At 71.5% G+C, this 22,815-nt stretch carries 24 protein-coding genes; 19 read left to right on the top strand and 5 right to left on the bottom strand.

The annotated features are described in order from the left end of the window. Positions 1 to 69: 69 nt before the first annotated feature. Positions 70 to 201: an LPFR motif small protein gene (locus ACIPFH_RS06515; RefSeq protein WP_401823828.1), complete on the bottom strand. Its 132-nt coding sequence runs from the start codon at positions 199 to 201 to the stop codon at positions 70 to 72. A gap of 197 nt (positions 202 to 398) precedes the next feature. On the opposite strand from ACIPFH_RS06515, the gene ACIPFH_RS06510 reads away from it, so the two are divergent. Further along, positions 399 to 1,361 (top strand): GlxA family transcriptional regulator, encoded by a 963-nt coding sequence (locus ACIPFH_RS06510; protein ID WP_401823825.1) that lies wholly within the window; start codon positions 399 to 401, stop codon positions 1,359 to 1,361. Positions 1,362 to 1,389: 28 nt separating this feature from the next. Beyond that, positions 1,390 to 2,025 carry a DJ-1/PfpI family protein gene (locus ACIPFH_RS06505; RefSeq protein WP_356256899.1) on the top strand — a complete coding sequence of 212 codons (636 nt, stop codon included), beginning with the start codon at positions 1,390 to 1,392 and terminating at the stop codon, positions 2,023 to 2,025. Here ACIPFH_RS06505 and ACIPFH_RS06500 read toward each other — a convergent pair. Further along, positions 2,012 to 2,761, bottom strand: a complete 750-nt coding sequence (locus ACIPFH_RS06500) for an enoyl-CoA hydratase/isomerase family protein (RefSeq protein WP_401823823.1) — start codon at positions 2,759 to 2,761, stop codon at positions 2,012 to 2,014. The genes ACIPFH_RS06505 and ACIPFH_RS06500 overlap by 14 nt on opposite strands. A gap of 298 nt (positions 2,762 to 3,059) precedes the next feature. Here ACIPFH_RS06500 and ACIPFH_RS06495 point away from each other — a divergent pair, with 298 nt between their 5' ends. Beyond that, positions 3,060 to 3,578: an ATP-binding protein gene (locus ACIPFH_RS06495; RefSeq protein ID WP_401825068.1), complete on the top strand. Its 519-nt coding sequence runs from the start codon at positions 3,060 to 3,062 to the stop codon at positions 3,576 to 3,578. 3 nt (positions 3,579 to 3,581) lie between these two features. Here ACIPFH_RS06495 and idi read toward each other — a convergent pair whose 3' ends face one another. The 3 genes from idi to galE form a co-directional block, all read right to left on the bottom strand. Further along, the gene (gene idi, locus ACIPFH_RS06490; RefSeq protein WP_356256904.1) at positions 3,582 to 4,175 is read right to left on the bottom strand and encodes an isopentenyl-diphosphate Delta-isomerase; all 594 of its coding nucleotides are present in this window, start codon (positions 4,173 to 4,175) and stop codon (positions 3,582 to 3,584) included. Between the two features lie 185 nt (positions 4,176 to 4,360). Further along, complete coding sequence (locus ACIPFH_RS06485) at positions 4,361 to 5,296, bottom strand: cation diffusion facilitator family transporter (RefSeq protein ID WP_401823820.1); 936 nt, start codon at positions 5,294 to 5,296, stop codon at positions 4,361 to 4,363. Between the two features lie 158 nt (positions 5,297 to 5,454). Continuing rightward, complete coding sequence (galE, locus tag ACIPFH_RS06480; protein ID WP_401823818.1) at positions 5,455 to 6,423, bottom strand: UDP-glucose 4-epimerase GalE; 969 nt, start codon at positions 6,421 to 6,423, stop codon at positions 5,455 to 5,457. A 334-nt stretch (positions 6,424 to 6,757) separates the two neighbouring features. Here galE and ACIPFH_RS06475 point away from each other — a divergent pair, with 334 nt between their 5' ends. The 16 genes from ACIPFH_RS06475 to ACIPFH_RS06400 all read left to right on the top strand — a co-directional run. Beyond that, a complete protein-coding gene (locus ACIPFH_RS06475) occupies positions 6,758 to 8,596 on the top strand; it encodes a DUF5941 domain-containing protein (protein ID WP_401823816.1) in 1,839 nt (612 codons plus the stop codon). After that, positions 8,593 to 9,345, top strand: coding sequence for a phosphocholine cytidylyltransferase family protein (locus tag ACIPFH_RS06470; protein ID WP_356256916.1), 753 nt, complete (start codon positions 8,593 to 8,595; stop codon positions 9,343 to 9,345). Before ACIPFH_RS06475 ends, ACIPFH_RS06470 begins: the two co-directional genes overlap by 4 nt. After that, positions 9,333 to 10,394: an iron-containing alcohol dehydrogenase family protein gene (locus ACIPFH_RS06465; RefSeq protein WP_401823815.1), complete on the top strand. Its 1,062-nt coding sequence runs from the start codon at positions 9,333 to 9,335 to the stop codon at positions 10,392 to 10,394. Before ACIPFH_RS06470 ends, ACIPFH_RS06465 begins: the two co-directional genes overlap by 13 nt. Beyond that, positions 10,372 to 11,151, top strand: a complete 780-nt coding sequence (locus tag ACIPFH_RS06460; RefSeq protein ID WP_401823813.1) for a CDP-alcohol phosphatidyltransferase family protein — start codon at positions 10,372 to 10,374, stop codon at positions 11,149 to 11,151. The genes ACIPFH_RS06465 and ACIPFH_RS06460 overlap by 23 nt, the downstream gene beginning before the upstream one ends. Next, positions 11,148 to 12,032: a glycosyltransferase family 2 protein gene (locus ACIPFH_RS06455; RefSeq protein ID WP_401823811.1), complete on the top strand. Its 885-nt coding sequence runs from the start codon at positions 11,148 to 11,150 to the stop codon at positions 12,030 to 12,032. Before ACIPFH_RS06460 ends, ACIPFH_RS06455 begins: the two co-directional genes overlap by 4 nt. 99 nt (positions 12,033 to 12,131) lie before the next feature. Further along, entirely contained in the window at positions 12,132 to 13,061 is a 930-nt protein-coding gene (locus tag ACIPFH_RS06450; protein WP_401823809.1) for an ABC transporter permease, read from the top strand. After that, on the top strand, positions 13,054 to 13,842 hold the full coding sequence (locus ACIPFH_RS06445) for an ABC transporter ATP-binding protein (RefSeq protein ID WP_401823807.1): 789 nt from the start codon (positions 13,054 to 13,056) through the stop codon (positions 13,840 to 13,842). The genes ACIPFH_RS06450 and ACIPFH_RS06445 overlap by 8 nt, the downstream gene beginning before the upstream one ends. A 360-nt stretch (positions 13,843 to 14,202) precedes the next feature. After that, positions 14,203 to 15,105 carry a squalene synthase HpnC gene (gene hpnC, locus ACIPFH_RS06440; RefSeq protein WP_401823805.1) on the top strand — a complete coding sequence of 301 codons (903 nt, stop codon included), beginning with the start codon at positions 14,203 to 14,205 and terminating at the stop codon, positions 15,103 to 15,105. Then, on the top strand, positions 15,102 to 16,052 hold the full coding sequence (gene hpnD / locus ACIPFH_RS06435; protein ID WP_401823803.1) for a presqualene diphosphate synthase HpnD: 951 nt from the start codon (positions 15,102 to 15,104) through the stop codon (positions 16,050 to 16,052). Before hpnC ends, hpnD begins: the two co-directional genes overlap by 4 nt. Continuing rightward, entirely contained in the window at positions 16,052 to 16,204 is a 153-nt protein-coding gene (locus ACIPFH_RS06430) for a DUF6380 family protein (protein WP_356256940.1), read from the top strand. Before hpnD ends, ACIPFH_RS06430 begins: the two co-directional genes overlap by 1 nt. Continuing rightward, entirely contained in the window at positions 16,201 to 17,622 is a 1,422-nt protein-coding gene (gene hpnE / locus ACIPFH_RS06425) for a hydroxysqualene dehydroxylase HpnE (RefSeq protein ID WP_401823800.1), read from the top strand. The genes ACIPFH_RS06430 and hpnE overlap by 4 nt, the downstream gene beginning before the upstream one ends. Positions 17,623 to 17,732: 110 nt before the next feature. Next, entirely contained in the window at positions 17,733 to 18,761 is a 1,029-nt protein-coding gene (locus tag ACIPFH_RS06420) for a polyprenyl synthetase family protein (RefSeq protein WP_401825067.1), read from the top strand. 117 nt (positions 18,762 to 18,878) lie between these two features. Continuing rightward, positions 18,879 to 20,900 carry a squalene--hopene cyclase gene (gene shc, locus ACIPFH_RS06415; protein ID WP_401823799.1) on the top strand — a complete coding sequence of 674 codons (2,022 nt, stop codon included), beginning with the start codon at positions 18,879 to 18,881 and terminating at the stop codon, positions 20,898 to 20,900. Next, positions 20,900 to 21,541 carry a 1-hydroxy-2-methyl-2-butenyl 4-diphosphate reductase gene (locus ACIPFH_RS06410; RefSeq protein WP_356256950.1) on the top strand — a complete coding sequence of 214 codons (642 nt, stop codon included), beginning with the start codon at positions 20,900 to 20,902 and terminating at the stop codon, positions 21,539 to 21,541. Before shc ends, ACIPFH_RS06410 begins: the two co-directional genes overlap by 1 nt. A gap of 5 nt (positions 21,542 to 21,546) precedes the next feature. Further along, on the top strand, positions 21,547 to 22,569 hold the full coding sequence (gene hpnH, locus ACIPFH_RS06405; RefSeq protein ID WP_401823797.1) for an adenosyl-hopene transferase HpnH: 1,023 nt from the start codon (positions 21,547 to 21,549) through the stop codon (positions 22,567 to 22,569). A gap of 4 nt (positions 22,570 to 22,573) precedes the next feature. Further along, the coding region (locus ACIPFH_RS06400) for a flavodoxin-dependent (E)-4-hydroxy-3-methylbut-2-enyl-diphosphate synthase (RefSeq protein ID WP_401823795.1) at positions 22,574 to 22,815 on the top strand (242 nt) is incomplete at its 3' end.

Genomic DNA, 22,815 nt, shown 5'->3' with positions numbered 1-22,815 from the left:
ATCAGGGCGCGGGGATCGGGGGCGGGGATCGGGGCGGGATCGGGGCGCGCGGATCAGGGCCCGTGGTCCTCAGGCCCGGCGGCTCCCGGTGGAGCCGGAGGCTCCGCCGAAGAGGCGGGCCAGCGCCCGGAAGGGCAGCGTCACCACGGTGGCGACGGCGCCACCGATCTGCCTCAGCACGTCTGCGATCGCGCGGAACACGTCCATCCCCTTTCACGCCGTTCACCCTCGGGTCCCTTTCGGGCTTCCCGCGGGCATGTCGTCGACCGGGTACCGCGTTCCCGGCCGACCATGCCCGCGGGAAGCCCGCCCGCCGTCCGGCGCGGATCCACCGCATGGCAGGAAAGGTGGGGAACCCGTCATTGCCGCCATGCGTCGGCTCGCGAAGAATCGTCCGCATGGCGCAGCGAACCGTTCTCGTCGTCCTCTTCGACGGCGTGCAGAGTCTGGACGTGACGGGCCCCGTGGAGGTCTTCGCGGGGGCCGAGCGGCACACCCCGGGCACCTACCGGGTCCGCACGGCCTCCCTGGACGGCGGTGCCGTGCGCACCTCCAGCGGCCTGACCCTCGTACCGGACGAGGCCCTCACGCGCGTGTGCGACCCGCACACGCTGCTCGTACCGGGCGGCCGGGGCACCCGCCGCCCGGACACCGCGCCGCTGACGGACTGGCTGCGCGTGAACGCCCCGCGCGCGGAGCGCCTCGTGTCCGTCTGCACCGGCGCGATCCTGCTCGCCGCCGCGGGTCTGCTGGACGGCCGCCGGGCGACGACCCACTGGGCGTACTGCGACAGGCTCGCCCACGACCACCCGGCCGTGGAGGTCGACCCCGACCCGATCTACGTCCGGGACGGGCAGGTCTTCACCTCGGCCGGCGTCACCTCCGGCATCGACCTGGCCCTCGCCCTGGTCGAGGAGGACCTCGGCCGTGACGCGGCGCTGGTCATCGCCCGTCACCTGGTCGTCTTCCTGCGCCGGCCCGGCAACCAGGCCCAGTTCAGCGTGCAGCTGGCCGCCCAGACGGCCGAGCGCGCGCCGCTGCGGGAGGTCCAGCACTGGATCACCGAGCATCCCGCCGCCGACCTGAGCGTCGAGTCGCTCGCCGCCCGCGCCCTGCTCTCCCCGCGTCACTTCGCGCGCGCCTTCCGCGACGAGACCGGGATGACGCCCGGCCGCTACGTCGATCGCGTCCGCCTGGAACACGCCCGCCGCCTGCTGGAGGACACGGTCGAGGGCGTCGAGGAGATCTCCCGCGCCAGCGGCTACGGCACCCCCGAGGCCATGCGGCGCGCCTTCGTCAAGGCGCTCGGGACACCCCCGGCGGAGTACCGCCGCCGGTTCCGTCCCGCACCCGTCCACTGAAGCCCCTTCAGCCCGGTGAGAGGAACCCATGCAGATCGCCGTCGTCGTCTACGACCGCTTCACCGCCCTCGACGTCGTGGGCCCGTACGAGATGCTCTCCCGCGCCCCGGGCGCGGAGACCGTCTTCGTGGCGGAGGAGAGAGGGCCCGTCCGCACGGAGACCGGCTTCCTGGCCGTCACCGCCGACCGGGCGCTGTCCGAAGTCCCCGCCCCCGACATCGTGATCGTCTCCGGGGGGCCCGGACAGAGCGCGCTGATGGACCACGAGCCCCTGCTCGACTGGCTCCGGACCGCCGACGCCACCAGCACCTGGACGACGTCCGTGTGCTCCGGCTCCCTGCTGCTCGCCGCCGCGGGTCTCCTCGAAGGCCGCCGGGCCACCTCCCACTGGCTGGCCCTCGGGCAGCTCGAGGCGTTCGGCGTCGAGCCGACCGGGGAACGTGTCGTCTTCGACGGCAAGTACGTCACCGCGGCCGGTGTCTCCTCCGGTATCGACATGGGACTCGCCCTGCTCGGCCGGATCGCGGGCGACGACCACGCCCGGGCAGTCCAGCTGGGCACGGAGTACGACCCGCAGCCGCCCTACGACGCGGGCGCCCCGCACAAGGCGCCCGCGCACCTCGTCGAGAACCTGCGGGCCCGCAGCCGCTTCATCCTGACGTAGTCCAGGTGAAGCGCGGCTCCCGGCGCTCCAGGAACGCGGCGACGCCCTCCGCTGTGTCGCTGCTGCCGCGTGCCTGCGCGCTCCAGTGGGCGTCCCGGTCCCCGCGTCCGTTCGCGAACTCCTTCGCGGCGGCCTGCGTGAGCCGGGAACGGGACACCAGCACGCGGGTGAACTCCGCGACGCGCTCCTCGAGTCCGTCGACGGGCAGCACCTCGTCGACCAGGCCCGTGCGCAGCGCCCGCTCCGTGCCGATCAACTCACCGGAGAACAAAAGGTACTTGGCGGTGGCCGGGCCCACCAGCGACACCAGCCGCCGGGTGGCGGTGGACGGGTAGACGATCCCGAGCCTGGCCGGCGTCACCCCGAACAGCGCGCCCTCCTCGGCGAACCGCAGGTCGCACGCCGCGGCGAGCTGGGCGCCACCGCCGACGCAGTGCCCCCGGACCGCCGCAAGGGTCGGCTTCGGGAACGCCGCCAGGGCCTCCTCGGCCCGCACCGCCAGCCCCTGCGCCTCGTCCGGCGACCCCTGGAGCGTGGAGATGTCGGCCCCCGCGCAGAAGGTGCCGCCCGCGCCGGTCAGCACCAGCGCCCGCACGGCCGGGTCGGCGGCCAGGGTGTCGAGCAACGGGGGCAGCGCCGCCCACATCGCGGCTGTCATGGCGTTGCGCTTCGCCGGGTGGTGCAGGACGACGGTGGCGACCGCGTCGGTGACGCCGTGCAGCAGTTCGGGCTCCATGGTCCGGATGCTAACCACCAGGTCGCCCGCATGATCAGGGAGGCCGATGTGAGAGGGGCGACATCGGTGGCAAAGAGCGCCGAAAGGGAAGAGCGGCGCCGCCGAACCCGTACAACCCGAAGAGTGCGCGAAGACGGCGCGGATACGACAGAAACGGTCCTGCGGTCGACTCCGTCATCCGCGCCCGGTCGGAAACGCTCGATACCCGCTGACTTCTGTTCAATTATCCGGTGGCGGGTGTGTTGTTGCCAACACTTCACGTGTGGTGACAATCGAGCGCGAGGGCGGCGACCGGACGATGGACGATCAAGGGCGCGGGCCCGACCCCCGCCCAGAGGGCGCTCCGGGCGAACCTCCCGAATCCGTGGCGGAAACCGTGCCGCGACCGCTGCCCTACGAAGGCGTCTGGCGGTTCACCGCGTCCGCCGTGGACGCCTCGGTCCCGCAGGCGCGACACGCCGTGCGGGACCTGCTGTACCGCCAGGGAGTGCCGGTCTCCGACGATCTGGCCCAGGGGCTCCTGCTGATCGTCTCCGAGCTGGTGACCAACGCCGTCCGGCACGCGGCGGTGCTGTCGCCGGTGCTCGCCGTGGAGGTCGCCGTCGGAGCCGAGTGGGTGCGGGTGTCGGTGGAGGACAACCACCCCTACCGCCCGACCGCCCTGGAGGCCGACCACGGCCGGACGGGCGGCCGTGGGCTGCTGCTGGTGCGGGAGATCACCAGGGAGGCGGGCGGGGTCTGCGACATCGAGCACACCTCGGGCGGCGGCAAGGTGGTCTGGGCCGCCCTGCCGCTCAAGCCCGTGCGGGTGCCGTGAGGGTCACCAGCCGGCCGAGGGTCCCGTCAGCTCCCTGACCGCCGGGCGCGCCGCGTCCAGCACGGTCATGAACCAGGACGAGAACGTGCCCTTCGCGTGCAGCTCCGCCAGCTCGGCGGGCGTCACGAAGGCCGTGTCGCCGACCTCGTCCGCGTCCGGCCGCAGCGCCGACTGCACCAGCCCGACGAACAGGTGGTTGTACTCCTGCTCCACCAGGCCCGAGTCCGGGTCCGGGTGGTTGTAGCGGACCGTGCCCGCCTCGGCGAGCAGCGAGGGGGAGACGCCCAGTTCCTCGAAGGTGCGCCGCGCGGCCGCCGCGAACGGCGCCTCACCGGGGTAGGGGTGACCGCAGCAGGTGTTGGACCACACGCCGGGCGAGTGGTACTTGCCGAGCGCCCGCTGCTGGAGCAGCAGCCGGCCCCGCTCGTCGAAGAGGAACACGGAGAACGCGCGGTGCAGCTGCCCCGGCGGCTGATGGGCGGCGAGCTTCTCCGCCGTGCCGATCGTGACGCCGTTCTCGTCGACCAGCTCCAGCAAGATCGCGTCCGCGGTGCCGTTCGACAAGGTGTGTGTCGCGGTGGCAGGTGTGATCGGCATACCCATCCTTAGCATCGGTCCTCGCGTCCCCAGTCTGCCGTACGCGTCCGGCACTCCCGGCACTTCACACGAAAGCGCGCATGTTCCGCGCGGCAAGGGGCCCGGTGGGTGATCTTGCCCGTGGCCGGAGGCGGGGAACCGTCCGGAACGCCTGTGCGGATCACCCGGCGCCTCCGGTCGCGAGCTCAGTGACAGAGCCGCGCCTCGTGCTCCGCGTGCCCGCTCGGCTCCAGCTGGAAGGTGCAGTGCTCCACGTCGAAGTGGTGGCCCAGACAGCCCTGGAGCTCGTGCAGCATCTTCTCGTGGCCGATCGCGTTCAGTACGTCCGAGCGCACCACGACGTGCGCCGACAGCACCGGCATCCCGGAGGTGATCGTCCACGCGTGCAGATCGTGGACGTCCTGCACCCCGTCCAGGGCGAGGATGTGGGACCGCACCTCCGCCATGTCGACGTCCTTGGGGGCCGACTCCAGCAGCACGTCCAGTGTCTCGCGCAGCAGCTTCATGGTCCGCGGCACGATCATCAGGCCGATCACCAGCGAGGCGATCGGGTCGGCGGGCTGCCAGCCGGTGGTCAGGATCACCACCGCCGAGATCAGCACCGCGACCGACCCCAGCGCGTCCGCCGCCACCTCCAGGAACGCCCCGCGCACGTTCAGGCTCTCCGCCTGTCCCCGCATCAGCAGCGACAGGGAGACCATGTTCGCGACCAGACCGATCGCGCCGAACCAGATCATCAGCCCGCCCTCGGTGGCGGCCGGCGTGAAGAACCGCTGGACCGCCTCGTACAGGACGTAGCCGCCCACCCCGAGCAGCAGCAGACAGTTGGCGAGGGCGGCCAGGATCTCGGCGCGGGCGAGCCCGAAGGTGCGGTTCTCGCTCGGCGGCCGGTTGGCGAACCGGATGGCGAGCAGCGCCATGCCCAGGCCCAGCGCGTCCGTCGCCATGTGCGCCGCGTCCGCGACCAGCGCGAGGGAGTCGGCGAGCACCCCGCCGACGATCTCGACCACCATGACGCCGAGCGTGATCGACAGCGCGACGCGCAGCCTGCCCCGGTACGCCGCCGCGGCCGTGCCGGTGGTCGGCGCGTGCGTATGGCCGTGGTCGTGCCCAGCCCCCATGGAAGCAGCCCTTCTGTGGTCCGTAGCGGGCCGTCGCGTTCTGCCCCGGGATCACAGTGAACTACGGGTGGGGGGTACCCGGCAACGCGGCACTGAACACCGTTGTCATGTGCCCTGACCTGCGCAAACGAATCGCAGGTCAGGGCATCCTCACCCGCTCAGGAGTGATGCAGCAGCCAGCCCTGCCACGCCGACTCGATCATCTCGCGCACATCGCGTCGGGCCGTCCAGCCCAGCTCCCGCGCCGCCAGGTCCGCCGCGGCCACCGCGCGCGGCGCGTCCCCCGGCCTGCGCCCCTCGACGACCGGCGGCCGGGTGTCTCCGGTGACCTCGCCGATGAGGGACACCAGCTCGCGCACCGAGACGCCCACGCCCCGGCCGACGTTCACCGTCAGATCGCCCGCCGCGTCCGTCGCGGTCAGCCGTCGGACCGCCGCGAGATGTGCCTCGGCCAGGTCGGCGACGTGAATGTAGTCACGGACGGTGGTGCCGTCCGGTGTCGGGTAGTCGTCGCCGAAGATCCGCGGGGCCTCGTCCCGGGTGAGCCGGTCGAAGACCATCGGGACGATGTTGAAGACCCCGGTGTCGGCCAGTTCGGGCGCCGCCGCTCCGGCCACGTTGAAGTAGCGCAGGCAGGTCGTGGCGATGCCGTGCGCCTGCCCCGCCGCCCGGACCAGCCACTCCCCGGCGAGCTTGGTCTCGCCGTACGGGTTCACCGGCGCGCACGGGGTCTTCTCCGTGATGAGGTCCACGTCCGGGTTGCCGTAGACGGCGGCGGAGGAGGAGAAGAGGAAGCGCCGGACCCCGGCCGCGGCGACCGCGTCGAGGAGGGTGGCCATGCCGCCCACGTTCTCCCGGTAGTAGCGGGTGGGCTGCGCCACGGACTCGCCGACCTGCTTGTGCGCGGCCAGGTGCACCACGCCCGTCACGGCGTGCTCGGCCAGGACCCGCTCGAGCAGACCGGCGTCGAGCGCCGAACCCCTCACGAGCGGTACGTCGGCCCCCAGTCGCGCGGCGGCGCCGGTGGAGAGATCGTCCAGTACGACGACGTGCTCCCCGGCCCCCGTCATCACCCGTGCCACATGCGCCCCAATGTATCCGGCTCCACCGGTAATCAGCCACGTCATGGCTGTAGACCCTATGCCGACCGGGGACGGCCTCCCGGCCCTGTAGGCAATGTCCCGGATGTCGGCTTCGGGCGCCGCGGTTTGTCCCCCGGGCCGCCGATCACCGATGATGATCTCGGCAAAGGGCGGTTCAAACCGAGTTCAAGCCGTGCTGTCGGACCAGGTCGATCACGCCTCAACGGGCGGTGAACACGCCCTTCCCGGCATCCGATAGCCTCTGCCGACATGCCGCCCGCCTGGTGCGGCCACCGGTGAAGCCGCCGGTGCGGCCCAGGGGCGCCTCCACCATGTACATGACCGGCGTCAACGCGCCGGACCCAGGGAGTGAGTTCGGTTGTCGACCGCCATCCTCACCGGCTCGCCGGTCCCCGGATCGTCGATCGAGGGCGATCTGCGGTCCCTCGGCTTCGACGTGCGGACCGCCTCCGACGCCGGTGACGCCGAGGCCCTCCTCGCCGCCGTCCCCGGTGACCAGCGCGTCGCCGTCGTGGACGCCCGCTTCGTGGGTCACGAGCACGCGCTGCGCCTCGGTCTCACCGACCCCCGCTTCCCGCTCGCCGCGATCCCGGGCGCGGTGACCGCGCAGCCCGCCGGCCGCCAGGCCCTGACCCGCGCGATGGCCCGGGAGCACTCGGCGAGCGGCGGCACCGCCCACGGGGGTGCCCCCGCGCTAGCGACGTCGAGCGTGGGGGACGTCGACAGCCTCGCCGACCGGGTCGTCACCGCCCTCGACGCCGACGGCGTCGACGTGCACCGCCCCGAACTGGGCAGCCTGGTCGCGGAGGTACCCCCCGACCCGCAGGCCCGCAACGAGGCACGCCAGGCCGTCGCCGCCGTCGACGACGAGGCCGTCCGCCTCAAGTCGGCCGTGAAGGCCCGCGACGGTTTCTTCACCACGTACTGCATCAGCCCCTACTCGCGTTACCTCGCCCGCTGGTGCGCCCGCCGAGGCCTCACCCCGAACCAGGTCACCACCGCCTCGCTGATCACCGCGCTGATCGCGGCGGCCTGCGCCGCCACCGGCACCCGGGGCGGGTTCGTCGCGGCCGGCGTCCTGCTGATCGCGTCCTTCGTCCTGGACTGCACCGACGGCCAGCTCGCCCGCTACTCCCTGCAGTACTCCACGCTCGGCGCCTGGCTCGACGCCACCTTCGACCGGGCCAAGGAGTACGCCTACTACGCGGGTCTCGCGCTCGGCGCGGCCCGGGGCGGCGACGACGTGTGGGCTCTCGCGCTGGGCGCGATGGTCCTCCAGACCTGCCGGCACGTCGTGGACTTCTCCTTCAACGAGGCCAACCACGACGCCGCCGCCAACACCAGCCCCACCGCCGCCCTCTCCGACAAGCTCGACAGCGTCGGCTGGACGGTCTGGGTGCGGCGGATGATAGTCCTGCCCATCGGCGAACGATGGGCCATGATCGCCGTTCTCACCGCCGCCACCACCCCCCGCATCACCTTCTACGCGCTGCTCGTCGGCTGCGCGTTCGCGGCGGCCTACACCACGGCGGGCCGGGTCCTGCGCTCACTGACCCGCAAGGCCAGGCGGACGGACCGGGCGGCCCAGGCACTGGCGGACCTCGCCGACAGCGGCCCGCTCACCGAGCTCCTGGTCCGCACGCTTCCCGCCGGCATCCGCATTCCGGCCCCGCTCGGCGCGGTCGTCGGCGTCCTGCTGCTGGTCCTCGCGGCCTCGCTCGACGGGCCGGGCTTCTCGCTCCTGCTGGCCGCCGTCCTGTACGTCCTGCTCTCCGCCGACGCCGTCCTCCGCCCCCTCAAGGGCGCCCTCGACTGGCTGGTCCCGCCGCTCTTCCGGGCCGGCGAGTACTGCACGGTCCTCGTCCTCGCGGCCCGGGCCGACGTGGACGGAGCGCTTCCCGCGGCTTTCGGGCTGGTCTCCGCCGTCGCCTACCATCACTACGACACGGTGTACCGCATCCGCGGCGACGCCGGAGCGCCGCCGGCCTGGCTGGTGCGCGCCATCGGGGGGCAGGACGGGCGCACGCTGCTCGTCGCCGCGCTGGCCGTGCTGCTCACCGCCTCGCAGTTCACGGTCGCGCTCACGGTCCTCGCCGTGGTCGTCGCCGTGGTGGTGCTCTTCGAGAGCATCCGCTTCTGGGTCGCCGCCCACCGGGCAGGCGCCCCGTCCGTACACGATGAAGGAGAACCCGCATGATCGGCCTCGTGCTGGCGGCCGGCGCCGGACGGCGTCTGCGCCCCTACACCGACAGCCTGCCCAAGGCGCTGGTGCCGGTGGGGCCCGCGGGTATAGAGGGCGAGCCCACGGTGCTGGACCTGACGCTCGGGAACTTCGCCGAGATCGGTCTGACCGAGGTCGCGGTCATCGTCGGCTACCGCAAGGAGGCCGTGTACGAGCGCAAGGCCGCGCTGGAGGCGAAGTACGGCCTCAAGCTCACCCTCATCGACAACGACAAGGCCGAGGAGTGGAACAACGCCTACTCCCTGTGGTGCGGCCGTGACGCCCTCAAGGACGGTGTGATCCTCGCCAACGGCGACACGGTCCACCCGGTCTCCGTCGAGCGGACGCTGCTCGCCGCCCGTGGCGAGGGCCGGCGGATCATCCTCGCCCTCGACACCGTGAAGTCCCTCGCGGACGAGGAGATGAAGGTCGTCGTCGACCCCGAGAAGGGCATGACGAAGATCACCAAGCTGATGGACCCGGCCGAGGCCACCGGCGAGTACATCGGCGTCACCCTCATCGAGGGCGACGCGGCCCCCGAACTGGCCGATGCCCTCAAGGCCGTGTGGGAGACCGACCCGCAGCAGTTCTACGAGCACGGGTACCAGGAACTGGTGAACCGGGGCTTCCGCATCGACGTGGCGCCGATCGGCGACGTCAAGTGGGTCGAGATCGACAACCACGACGATCTCGCCCGTGGACGGGAGATCGCATGCCAGTACTGACCCGGCTGATCCCCTCACCGGTCGTCGTCGACATCCGCCCGGGTGCCCTCGACGACCTGGTCGGGGTCCTGGCCGACGAGCGCATCTCGCACTCGGGCAAGCTCGCCATCGCCGTCAGCGGTGGCTCGGGCGCCCGGCTGCGCGAGCGCCTCACCCCGGCCCTGCCCGGCGCCACCTGGTACGAGGTCGGCGGCGGAACCCTCGACGACGCCGTCCAGCTGGCCACCGACATAAAGGCCGGCCACTTCGACGCGGTCGTCGGCCTGGGCGGCGGCAAGATCATCGACTGCGCCAAGTTCGCCGCGGCACGGGTCGGCCTCCCGCTGGTCGCCGTGCCGACGAACCTCGCGCACGACGGTCTGTGCTCGCCGGTCGCCACTCTCGACAACGACGCGGGGCGCGGCTCCTACGGGGTGCCGAACCCGATCGCCGTCGTGATCGACCTGGACGTCATCCGCGAGGCCCCGGTCCGCTATGTGCGGGCCGGCATCGGCGACGCCGTCTCCAACATCTCCGCCATCGCGGACTGGGAGCTCGCCAACCGGATCAAGGGCGAGAAGATCGACGGCCTCGCCGCCGCCATCGCCCGGCAGGCCGGCGAGGCGGTGCTGCGCCACCCGGGCGGCATCGGCGACACCGACTTCCTCCAGGTGCTGGCCGAGGCGCTGGTGCTCAGCGGTGTCGCGATGTCGGTGTCGGGCGACTCCCGCCCGTCCTCCGGCGCGTGCCACGAGATCAACCACGCCTTCGACCTGCTCTTCCCCAAGCGGGCGGCCGCCCACGGCGAGCAGTGCGGACTCGGCGCGACCTTCGCGATGTACCTGCGCGGGGCCCACGAGGAGTCGGCCTACATGGCCCAGGTGCTGCGCCGGCACGGACTCCCGGTCCTGCCCGAGGAGATCGGCTTCACGGTGGACGAGTTCGTCCGCGCGGTGGAGTTCGCTCCCGAGACCAGGCCCGGCCGTTACACGATCCTCGAACACCTCGACCTCAAGACCGAACAGATCAAGGACATCTACGCCGACTATGTCAAGGCCATCGGTAGCTGAACTCAGACCGGTCGTCCACCCCCCGGGGGTGAAGGACCGGCGCAGCGGTGAGCACTGGATGGGACGCCTCTACATGCGTGAGGTGTCCCTGCGGGTCGACCGCTACCTGGTCAACACCAGGGTCACGCCCAACCAGCTCACGTACCTGATGACCGTCTTCGGAGTGCTCGCGGCCCCGGCCCTGCTGGTGCCGGGGATCACGGGCGCGGTGCTCGGCGTGGTGTGCGTCCAGATGTACCTGCTGCTGGACTGCGTCGACGGCGAGATCGCCCGCTGGAAGAAGCAGTACTCGCTCGGCGGGGTCTATCTGGACCGGGTCGGGGCGTATCTCACCGACGCCGCCGTCCTCGTCGGCTTCGGCCTGCGCGCCGCCGATCTGTGGGGCACCGGGCGGATCGACTGGCTCTGGGCCTTCCTCGGCACGCTGGCCGCGCTCGGCGCGATCCTGATCAAGGCCGAGACCGACCTCGTCGGCGTCGCCCGGCACCAGGGCGGCCTGCCGCCGGTCAAGGAAGCGGCGTCCGAACCCCGTTCCTCCGGCATGGCGCTGGCCCGCCGGGCCGCCTCGGCGCTCCAGTTCCACCGGCTGATCCTCGGCATCGAGGCGTCCCTGCTGATCCTGGTCCTGGCGGTCGTCGACCAGGTGCGCGGCGACCTGTTCTTCTCCCGGCTCGGGGTCGCCGTCCTGGCCGGCATCGCGCTGCTCCAGACTCTGCTGCACCTGGTGTCCATCCTCGCGTCGAGCAGGCTGAAGTGAGCGCGCCCGGCAAGGTCGGCGCCGTCGTCATCACCATGGGCAACCGCCCCGACGAGCTGAGGGCCCTGCTCGACTCGATCGCCAAGCAGGACGGCGAGCGGGTCGAGGTGGTCGTGGTCGGCAACGGCTCGCCCGTCCCGGACGTCCCCGAGGGCGTCAGGACGATCGAACTGCCCGAGAACCTCGGCATCCCCGGCGGCCGCAACGTCGGCATCGAGGCCTTCGGCCCCAGTGGCCGCGACGTCGACGTCCTGCTGTTCCTGGACGACGACGGTCTGCTGGCCCACCACGACACGGCCGAGCTGTGCCGCCGGGCCTTCGACGCCGATCCGAGGCTGGGCATCGTCAGCTTCCGGATCGCCGACCCGCAGACCGGTGTCACCCAGCGCCGCCACGTACCCCGGCTGCGCGCCTCCGACCCGATGCGCTCCTCCCGGGTGACCACCTTCCTCGGGGGCGCCAACGCCGTGCGTACGAAGGTCTTCGCGGAAGTGGGCGGACTCCCGGACGAGTTCTTCTACGCCCACGAGGAGACCGACCTCGCGTGGCGGGCCCTCGACGCGGGCTGGATGATCGACTACCGGTCCGACATGGTGCTGTACCACCCGACGACCGCGCCCTCGCGGCACGCGGTGTACCACCGCATGGTCGCCCGCAACCGGGTCTGGCTCGCCCGCCGCAATCTTCCCGCTCCGCTGGTCCCCGTCTACCTCGGGGTCTGGCTGCTGCTCACGCTGGCACGGCGCCCCTCGGGGTCCGCGCTGAAGGCCTGGTTCGGCGGTTTCCGGGAAGGCTGGAGCACTCCGTGCGGACCTCGTAAACCCATGAAGTGGCGTACGGTGTGGCGGCTGACCCGACTGGGCCGGCCCCCGGTGATCTGACAAGCTCGTCCCTGAGGGCACCCCGGGCCTTACCGCGGGCCCCCCGGCTCATGCCGGCCTCGTCAAGGCTGCGCATCCCGAAGACGAAAGTTCCTACTTGTGAGTGAGACAACGCATGACGTCGGAGTCGTGGTGACTGCGCCTCCGTCGCCCGACGAGGGCCTCACGGCGGCGCAGCTGGCCGCCAAGTACGGGCTGGCCGTGAGCGGCGCCCGGCCTGCGCTGCGGGAGTACGTCCGGCAGCTCTGGGGACGCCGGCACTTCATCATGGCGTTCTCCCGGGCGAAACTGGCATCCCAGTACAGCCAGGCCAAGCTCGGCCAGCTGTGGCAGGTGGCCACGCCGCTGCTGAACGCGGCCGTGTACTTCATGATCTTCGGCCTGCTCCTCAACGCCGGCCGCGGCATGACGAAGGAGGTGTACATCCCCTTCCTCGTCACGGGCGTCTTCGTGTTCATGTTCACGCAGAGCTCGGTGATGACCGGCGTCCGGGCGATCTCGGGCAACCTCGGCCTGGTCCGCGCCCTGCACTTCCCGCGTGCCTCGCTGCCGATCTCGTTCGCTCTCCAGCAACTCCAGCAGCTGCTGTACTCGATGCTGGTGCTGTTCCTGGTGGTGATCGGCTTCGGCAGCTACCCGGACGCCTCCTGGGCGCTGATCGTCCCGATCCTCGCCCTCCAGTTCTGCTTCAACTCCGGTCTGGCGCTGATCTTCGCCCGGGCCGGCGCGAAGACCCCGGACCTGGCGCAGCTGATGCCGTTCGTGATGCGGACGTGGATGTACGCGTCCGGCGTGATGTTCTCCATCCCCGTCTTCCTCGCGGACAAGCCGCAGTGGGTGGCCAACGTCCTCCAGTGGAACCCGGCCGCCATCTACATGGACCTGATGCGCTTCGCGCTCATCGAGGAGTACGGCGCCGAGAACCTCCCCGCGCACGTCTGGGCGGTCGCGGGCGGCTGGGCCGTGCTCTTCGCCCTCGGCGGCTTCGTGTACTTCTGGCAGGCGGAGGAGAGGTACGGCCGTGGTTGAGCCGCTCCCGGGGCAACGGGTCCCGACCGTCATCGCCGACGACGTGCACATCGTCTACCGGGTCAACGGCGCCAAGAGCGGCAGGGGCAGCGCCACCGCCGCGCTCAGCCGCATCGTCAAGCGCGGTTCCGACGAGACGACTCGCGGGGTGCGCAAGGTGCACGCCGTGCGCGGCGTCTCCTTCGTCGCCCACCGCGGCGAGGCCATCGGTCTGATCGGCTCCAACGGCTCGGGCAAGTCCACGCTGCTGCGCGCCATCGCCGGTCTGCTGCCGCCCGAGAGCGGCAAGGTCTACACCGACGGCCAGCCCTCGCTGCTCGGCGTCAACGCGGCCCTGATGAACGACCTCACGGGCGAGCGCAACGTCACCCTCGGCGGCCTGGCGATGGGGATGTCCCGGGAGCAGATCAAGGAGCGCTTCCAGGAGATCGTCGACTTCTCCGGCATCAACGAGAAGGGCGACTTCATCACCCTGCCGATGCGCACCTACTCCTCCGGTATGCAGGCCCGGCTGCGCTTCTCCATCGCCGCCGCGAAGGACCACGACGTCCTGATGATCGACGAGGCCCTGGCCACCGGCGACGCCAAGTTCCGCAGACGGTCCGAGGCGCGGGTGCGGGAGCTGCGCGAGCACGCCGGCACGGTGTTCCTGGTCAGCCACAGCAACCAGTCCATCCGCGACACCTGCGACCGGGTCCTGTGGCTGGAGCGGGGCGAACTGCGCCTGGACGGCCCGACCGAAGAGGTCATCCGGGAGTACGAGAAGTTCTCGGGCAAGTAGTGCGATTCGGCCAGGGCCCCGCCGGAACTGTCCGGTGGGGCCCTGCGTCTGCAAAGGAAACGTCAACTCCGGGCCTGCCCAGGAATCTTGACGCCAATCGGTGTGTTGTTGTGATGTCCAGGACACCCCCGCGAACCCCGCCGCGTTGTACAACGTAAGCTGGACCGGCTCCCGAAACGCGTCAAGTGGGGCGAAAACACGCAGCGCCCACCGTAGGGGTCACCGCGCGAGCGGCTGGGCGGCGTGTCCGAAATAGTGTGTATTAGGTCGGCAGTGTAGAACGGGAGATGTGACGGCGATGGCTACGGAAACTCCCCAGCTCGACGCAGGCCGTGCCGTCCCCGCCCCGGGCGGGCGACGATGACGGCACCCGCCGTGCCACGCGTCGGCGACCCGGAGCGCGGCACGCTCGCCAAGGCCGCGGACGAGAACTTTCCCGTGGCCCCCTTTTTCCTGCCCAGGGCCTGGCGTGACGATCTGATGGCCGTGTACGGCTTCGCCCGGCTCGTCGACGACATCGGCGACGGCGATCTCGCCCCCGGCGGCGCCGACGCCCGCCTGCTCGGCATGTCGGCCACCGAGGCCGAGGACCGACTCGCCCTGCTGGACGCCTTCGAGACCGACCTGCGCCGGGTCTTCGACGGCACGCCCCGCCATCCCCTGCTGCGCCGCCTCCAGGCGACCGTCCGCAGCCGCTCGCTCGGCCCCGAGCCCTTCCTAGGCCTGGTCGCCGCCAACCGCCAGGACCAGCTCGTCACGCGCTACGAGACCTACGACGACCTCCTGGCCTACTGCGAGCTGTCCGCCAACCCCGTCGGCCGCCTGGTCCTCGCCGTCACCGGTGCCGCCACCCCCGAGCGGATCCGCCGCTCCGACGCGATCTGTACCGCCCTCCAGATCGTCGAACACCTCCAGGACGTGACCGAGGACCTCGGCCGCGACCGCGTCTATCTGCCCGCCGCGGACATGAGGCGCTTCCACGTTGGGGAATCGGACCTGGCCACGCGGACCGCGGGCGCGTCGGTGCGCGCACTGATCGCGTACGAAGCGCAACGCGCCCGCGATCTCCTGAATGAAGGCGCCCCCCTGGTGGGTAGCGTTCACGGCAGGCTGCGGCTGCTGCTGGCAGGTTTCGTGGCGGGGGGAAGGGCGGCGGTCAAGGCGATCGCCGCCGCCGGTTACGACGTCCTTCCCGGCCCGCCCAAGCCAGGCAGGCTCCAGTTGCTGCGCGAGGTGGGCGTGACCCTGCGAGGAGAGGGGTGATCCGGGCCGTGGAGTCGTCACCGCACGTGTCCGCACCGGTTCTCGCCGCCTACAGCTACTGCGAGACCGTCACCGGCCAGCAGGCCCGCAACTTCGCGTACGGCATCAGGCTGCTGCCGACGCCCAAGCGCCGCGCGATGTCGGCGCTGTACGCCTTCTCGCGCCGCGTCGACGACATCGGCGACGGCGCGTTGGACGGCGAGGTCAAGACCGCCAGGCTCGAGGAGACCCGGGCACTGCTCGCCCGGGTCCGCGCGGGCGAGGTCGAGGAGGACGACACCGACCCCGTCGCGGTCGCCCTCGCGCACACGGCGCGTGCCTTCCCGATCCCGCTGCGCGGCCTGGACGAGCTGATCGACGGCGTGCTGATGGACGTGCGCGGCGAGGCCTACGAGACCTGGGACGACCTGAAGGTGTACTGCCGCTGCGTGGCGGGCGCCATCGGGCGGCTCTCGCTCGGCGTGTTCGGCACCGAACCGGGGGCGCGTGGCGCCGAACGCGCGCCGGAGTACGCCGACACGCTCGGGCTCGCGCTCCAGCTCACGAACATCCTCAGAGACGTCCGCGAGGATGCCGAGGGCGGCCGCACCTATCTGCCCGCCGACGACCTCGCGAAATTCGGCTGCTCGGCCGGGTTCGACGGACCGGAGCCGCCGGACGGCTCCGACTTCGCGGGCCTCGTGCACTTCGAGGTGCGGCGGGCCCGCGCCCTGTTCGCCGAGGGTTACCGCCTGCTCCCCATGCTCGACCGGCGCAGCGGCGCCTGTGTCGCCGCCATGGCCGGCATCTACCGTCGTCTCCTCGACCGCATCGAGCGCGACCCCGAGGCGGTGCTGCGCGGCCGGGTCTCGCTGCCCGGACGGGAGAAGGCCTACGTCGCCGTACGGGGCCTGTCCGGTCTGGACGCCCGGCATGTGTCGCGGCAGACCGTCAGGAGGCACACCTGATGGACGCGACGGGTGACAAGGTGGGCCAAGGTGATTCCACCGGCGAAAAGCGGCACGCAACCCTCCGGTGCGGCGCGGCGTCCCTGACTGCGACGGCCAGCGGTGCAGCATTCAAACACCATGGTCGGCCCGCACGGGAGGGTGCAGGATGAACGACGAGCAGCTCGCGGACGCCTCGCAGGCGTCCGGCTTCGCAGGCCGTACCGCCGTGGTCGTCGGGGGCGGGCTCGCCGGCGTGACGGCCGCGCTCGCGCTCGCCGACGCCGGCGTACGCGTCTGCCTGCTCGAAGGCCGGCCCCGGCTGGGCGGCCTGGCCTTCTCCTTCCAGCGCGGCGAACTGACCGTCGACAACGGACAGCACGTGTACCTGCGCTGCTGCACCGCCTACCGCTGGTTCCTCGACCGCATCGAGGGCAGCGCGCTGGCACCGTTGCAGGATCGTCTCGACGTGCCCGTCGTCGACCTCGGCAGGCCCGAGGGACGGCGGCTCGGCAGACTGCGGCGCGACGCGCTGCCCGTACCCCTGCATCTGGGACGCAGCCTCGCCACGTATCCGCATCTCTCGCTCGCCGAACGCGCCAGGGTGGGCCGTGCCGCGCTCGCGCTCAAGGGGCTCGACCTCGCCGATCCGGCCCTGGACACGCAGGACTTCGGCAGCTGGCTGACCGCGCACGGTCAGTCGGCACGCGCCATCGAGGCCCTCTGGGACCTGGTCGGGGTCGCCACCCTCAACGCGGTCGCGGGCGACTCCTCGCTGGGGCTCGCCGCGATGGTGTTCAAGACCGGTCTGCTGTCCGACCCGGGCGCCGCCGACATCGGCTGGGCGCATGTCCCGCTGGGCGAACTGCACGACCGGCTCGCCCGCAAGGCGCTCGACTCCGCGGGCGTGCGTACCGAGGTCCGTACACGCGTCACCTCCCTCTCTCTTGACGGGAACGGGACGTGGAGCGTTCAGGTTCCCGGCGAAACGCTCCGCGCGGACACGGTCGTCCTCGCCGTCCCGCAGCGCGAGGCGTACGACCTGCTGCCCGAAGGGGCGCTCGACGACCCCGAGCGGCTGCTGGAGATCGGCACCGCGCCCATCCTGAACGTGCACGTCGTCTACCACCGCAAGGTGCTCGACAAGCCGTTCTTCGCGGCCCTCGGCACGCCTGTGCAGTGGGTCTTCGACCGCACCGGCGCCTCCGGGCTGCGCGAGGGCCAGTACCTAGCCCTGTCCCAGTCCGCCGCGCAGGACGAGATCGACGAACCCGTCGCCGCCCTGCGTGAGCGCTATCTGCCCGAACTGGAGCGGCTGCTGCCCGGCACGCGCGGCGCCGAGGTGAGGGACTTCTTCGTGACCCGGGAGCGCACGGCGACGTTCGCCCCCGCCCCCGGCGTCGGGCGCCTTCGGCCCGGCGCCCGCACCGAAGCCCCCGGCCTGTACCTGGCCGGAGCGTGGACCGCCACAGGGTGGCCCGCGACCATGGAGAGTGCGGTCCGCAGCGGTGTGAGTGCGGCGGACGCCGCACTGAGCGCCCTGGGCCGGCCCCGCCCCCGCCACCTCTTCGAGTTCGAGGAGGCGGCCTGATGCTCGATCAGCACGGCTCGGCACACCCCCGCACCCTCTCCAGCACCGCAACAAGAGGAGAAACTGTGCCCACTGTGCCCCCGGCCACGCCGGCCGCTCGGAGGACCGCGGTGGACGTCACCGCGCTCCTGGAGCGTGGCCGCACCCTGGCCACACCGGTGCTGCGGGCGGCCGTGGACCGTCTGGCGCCGCCCATGGACACGGTCGCCGCCTACCACTTCGGCTGGATCGACGCCCAGGGCAACCCGACCGCCGGCGACGGCGGCAAGGCCGTGCGCCCCGCTCTCGCCGTGCTGTCCGCCGAGGTCACCGGATCCGCTCCCGAGGTCGGCGTCCCCGGCGCGGTCGCCGTCGAACTGGTCCACAACTTCTCGCTGCTGCACGACGACCTGATGGACGGCGACGAGCAGCGCAGGCACCGCGACACCGTCTGGAAGGTGCACGGCCCCGCCCAGGCGATCCTGGTCGGCGACGCACTCTTCGCGCTGGCGGGCGAGATCCTCCTCGAACTCGGCACGGCCGAAGCGGCCCGCGCGACGCACCGCCTGACCGTCGCCACCCGTGCCCTCATCGACGGGCAGGCCCAGGACATCTCCTACGAGCACCGCGACCGGGTCAGCGTCGAGGAGTGCCTGGAGATGGAGGGCAACAAGACCGGAGCCCTGCTGGCCTGCGCCAGTTCCATCGGCGCCGTGCTCGGCGGTGCCGACGGGCACACCGCCGACGCCCTGGAGAAGTACGGCTACCACCTCGGCCTGGCCTTCCAGGCCGTCGACGACCTCCTCGGCATCTGGGGCGACCCGGGGGCCACCGGCAAGCAGACCTGGAGCGATCTGCGCCAGCGCAAGAAGTCCCTGCCGGTGGTGGCCGCGCTCGCGGCGGGCGGTTCGGCCTCCGAGCGGCTCGGGGAGATCCTCGCCGCCGACGCCAAGAGCAGCGAGTTCGACACCTTCTCCGAGGGGGAGTTCGCGGCCCGCGCGGCGCTGATCGAGGAGGCCGGCGGCCGGGACTGGACCGCCGAGGAGGCGCGCCGCCAGCACGCCGTCGCCCTGGACGCCCTGGACGCCGTCGACATGCCCGAGCAGGTGCGGGACCGCTTCACGGCGCTCGCCGACTTCGTCGTCGTACGAAAGAGATGATCCCTATCGGTCGAATAGCCCTCGCGTAGTCGCCGGCCGGTGTGCGAGGAGAGAGCACCGGCCGACGGCGGACCCACAGCAGACGCAACGCCATGCACACTGCACGAAGGGGAAGCCATGACAGCGACGACCGACGGAAGCACCGGGGCTCTGCCGCCCCGCGCTGCCGCGGCCAGCGAAACCCACATCACCATCCCCGTGCCGGCCGGGGTACAAGAAGCCGCCGCACGTGCGATGCAACGCGCCACCGACCATCTGCTCGCCGCGCAGGACGCCGAAGGCTGGTGGAAGGGCGACCTCGAGACGAACGTCACGATGGACGCCGAGGACCTGCTGCTCCGTCAGTTCCTGGGTATCCGCGACGAGGCCACCACCCACGCCGCCGCGCTCTTCGTCCGCGGCGAGCAGCGCGAGGACGGGACATGGGCCACGTTCTACGGCGGCCCACCCGACCTCTCCGCCACCATCGAGGCGTATGTCGCCCTGCGGCTGGCGGGCGACGAGCCGGACGCGACTCACATGCGCCGGGCCTCCGGGTGGGTCCGCGAACAGGGTGGCATCGCCTCCGCCCGTGTCTTCACCCGGATCTGGCTGGCCCTGTTCGGCTGGTGGAAGTGGGAAGATCTGCCCGAACTCCCGCCGGAACTCTTGTTCTTTCCTAAATGGTTTCCGTTGAGCATCTACAACTTCGGCTGCTGGGCACGGCAGACGATCGTGCCGCTCACCGTCGTGTCGGCGAAGCGACCGGTGCGTCCGGCGCCGTTCCCGCTCGACGAGCTGCACGCCGACCCCTCCAACCCCAACCCGCCCAAGCCCCTCGCCCCGGTGAACAGTTGGGACGGACTCTTCCAGCGGCTCGACAAGGTGGTGCGCGGCTACCGGTCGGTGGCGGTGCGCAGGCTGCGCAAGGCGGCACTGAACTCCGCCGCCCGCTGGATCATCGAGCGGCAGGAGAACGACGGCTGCTGGGGAGGGATCCAGCCGCCCGCCGTGTACTCGGTGATCGCCCTGCACCTGCTCGGCTACGACCTCGAACACCCGGTGATGCGGGCCGGGTTGGAGTCCCTCGACCGCTACACCGTGTGGCGCGAGGACGGCGCACGGATGATCGAGGCCTGTCAGTCGCCGGTGTGGGACACCTGTCTGGCGACCATCGCGCTCGCCGACGCCGGACTTCCCGCCGACCACCCGCAACTGGTCAAGGCCGCCGACTGGATGCTCGGCGAGCAGGTCGTCCGGCCCGGCGACTGGTCCGTGCGCAGACCACAGCTCCCGCCCGGCGGATGGGCCTTCGAGTTCCACAACGACAACTACCCCGACATCGACGACACCGCCGAGGTCGTCCTCGCGCTGCGCCGCGTCAAGCACCACGACCAGGAGCGGATGGACCGGGCCATCGCACGCGGAGTGCGCTGGAACCTCGGGATGCAGTCGAGGAACGGGGCCTGGGGCGCCTTCGACGTCGACAACACCAGCCCGTTCCCCAACCGGCTGCCGTTCTGCGACTTCGGCGAGGTCATCGACCCGCCGTCCGCCGACGTCACCGCGCACGTCGTCGAGATGCTGGCGATCGAGGGGCTCTCGCACGACCCGCGCACCCGGCGCGGGATCGAGTGGCTGCTGGCCGAACAGGAGCCGGACGGGTCGTGGTTCGGACGCTGGGGCGTCAACTACGTCTACGGCACGGGGTCGGTGGTGCCCGCCCTCACCGCCGCGGGGATGCCCGGCAAGCACCCCGCGATCCGGCGGGCGGTCGGCTGGCTGGAGCGGGTACAGAACGACGACGGTGGCTGGGGCGAGGACCTGCGCTCCTACCAGGACGCCGCCCGCTGGAGCGCCCGGGGCGCCTCGACGGCCTCGCAGACGGCATGGGCGCTGATGGCGCTGCTGGCGGCCGGGGAGAAGGACTCCAAGGCGGTCGAGCGGGGTGTCGCCTGGCTGGCGCAGACGCAGCGGGAGGACGGCTCCTGGGACGAGCCCTACTTCACCGGCACCGGCTTCCCGTGGGACTTCTCGATCAACTACCACCTCTACCGGCAGGTCTTCCCGTTGACCGCGCTCGGCCGGTACGTCCACGGAGAGCCGTTCAGCAAGAAGCCCGCCACGCACGCGGCCGCCACCGAGGCCGAGGGGAGCTGATGAACACGCCGCCCGTCCCGGCCCCGCTGCTGATCGCCTGCGCGCTCGGCATCGAGCACCTCGCCCTGCGCATGGGCGACCGCGGCGGAGCCGACGGGCCGGTCACCGTCCTGCGGACGGGCATGGGACCCAAGGCGGCGGAGCGTGCCGTCACCCGCGTCCTGGCCGACCCGGTGTTCGGCGGGGCGGCCGTTCTGGCCACCGGGTTCTGCGCCGGGCTGGCCCCCGGCATGCACCCTGGTGACCTCGTCGTCGCCGAGGAGACCCGCGACCCGCGCGGCAGTGTCCCCTGCGTCGGCACCGAACTGCTCGTCAAGGAGCTCGTGCGCACCCTGCCCGGGCGCACCGTCCACACCGGCCCCCTCACCGGCTCCGACCACGTCGTTCGCGGTCATGAGCGGGCCGACCTGCTCGCGACCGGCGCGATCGCCGTCGACATGGAGTCGGCGGCCACCCTTCTGAGCGCCGTGCGCGCTGAGCTGCGCCCGGTTGCGGCCGTACGGGTGGTCGTGGACGCTCCTGAACATGAACTCGTCCGGATCGGCACGGTACGCGGTGGAATATCGGCTTTCCGCGTTCTTCGCTCCGTCCTGCCTGCTTTTTTCGAATGGCACCGTAATGTTCTGCTCCCCCGGAGGTGAGCCACATGGCCATGCCGCTGCGCCAGTCCATCAAGGTCGCTACATATCTGGTTGAACAGAAGCTCCGCAAGCGGGACAAGTTCCCGCTCATTGTCGAGCTGGAACCCCTCTTCGCCTGCAACCTCAAGTGCGAGGGCTGCGGCAAGATCCAGCATCCGGCGGGAGTGCTCAAACAGCGCATGCCGGTCGCCCAGGCCGTGGGCGCGGTACTGGAGTCCGGCGCGCCGATGGTGTCGATCGCGGGCGGCGAGCCCCTGATGCACCCCCAGATGGACGAGATCGTGCGGCAGCTGGTGGCGAAGAGGAAGTACGTCTTCCTCTGCACCAACGCGATGCTGCTGCGCAAGAAGATGGACAAGTTCAAGCCCTCTCCCTACTTCGCCTTCGCCGTGCACATCGACGGGCTGCGGGAGCGGCACGACGAGTCGGTGGCCAAGGAGGGCGTGTTCGACGAGGCCGTGGCGGCCATCAAGGAGGCCAAGCGGCGCGGCTTCCGGGTGACCACCAACTCGACCTTCTTCAACACCGACACCCCGCAGACCATCATCGAGGTGCTCAACTTCCTCAACGACGACCTCAAGGTCGACGAGATGATGATCTCGCCCGCCTACGCCTACGAGAAGGCTCCCGACCAGGAGCACTTCCTCGGTGTGGAGCAGACCCGGGAGCTGTTCAAGAAGGCCTTCTCGGGCGGCAACCGGCGGCGCTGGCGGCTCAACCACTCGCCCCTGTTCCTCGACTTCCTCGAGGGCAAGGTCGACTTCCCGTGCACGGCGTGGGCCATCCCCAACTACTCGCTCTTCGGCTGGCAGAGGCCCTGCTACCTGATGAGCGACGGGTACGTGCCGACGTACCGCGAGCTGATCGAGGAGACGGACTGGGACAAGTACGGGCGCGGCAAGGACCCGCGCTGCGCCAACTGCATGGCGCACTGTGGCTACGAGCCCACCGCCGTCCTCGCCACCATGGGCTCGCTGAAGGAGTCCCTGCGCGCCATGCGCGAGACCGTCAGCGGGAACCGGGAGTGACGGCATGACCGCCATCTCCCTGGGCGTCCCCGGGATGCCGGTCCGGCCGGTGGCGTCGCGGCGTGAGTCGCGGCGGATCCAGGTCGGGCCGGTGGCGGTCGGGGGCGGGGCCCCGGTGTCGGTGCAGTCGATGACGACGACCCGTACGTCGGACATCGGCGCCACCCTGCAGCAGATCGCCGAGCTCACCGCGTCCGGCTGCCAGATCGTCCGGGTCGCCTGTCCCACCCAGGACGACGCCGACGC

This window comes from Streptomyces sp. NPDC088157 (assembly GCF_044741545.1).
Lineage (GTDB): Bacteria > Actinomycetota > Actinomycetes > Streptomycetales > Streptomycetaceae > Streptomyces.
This window is presented reverse-complemented; position numbering and strand designations above follow the sequence as displayed.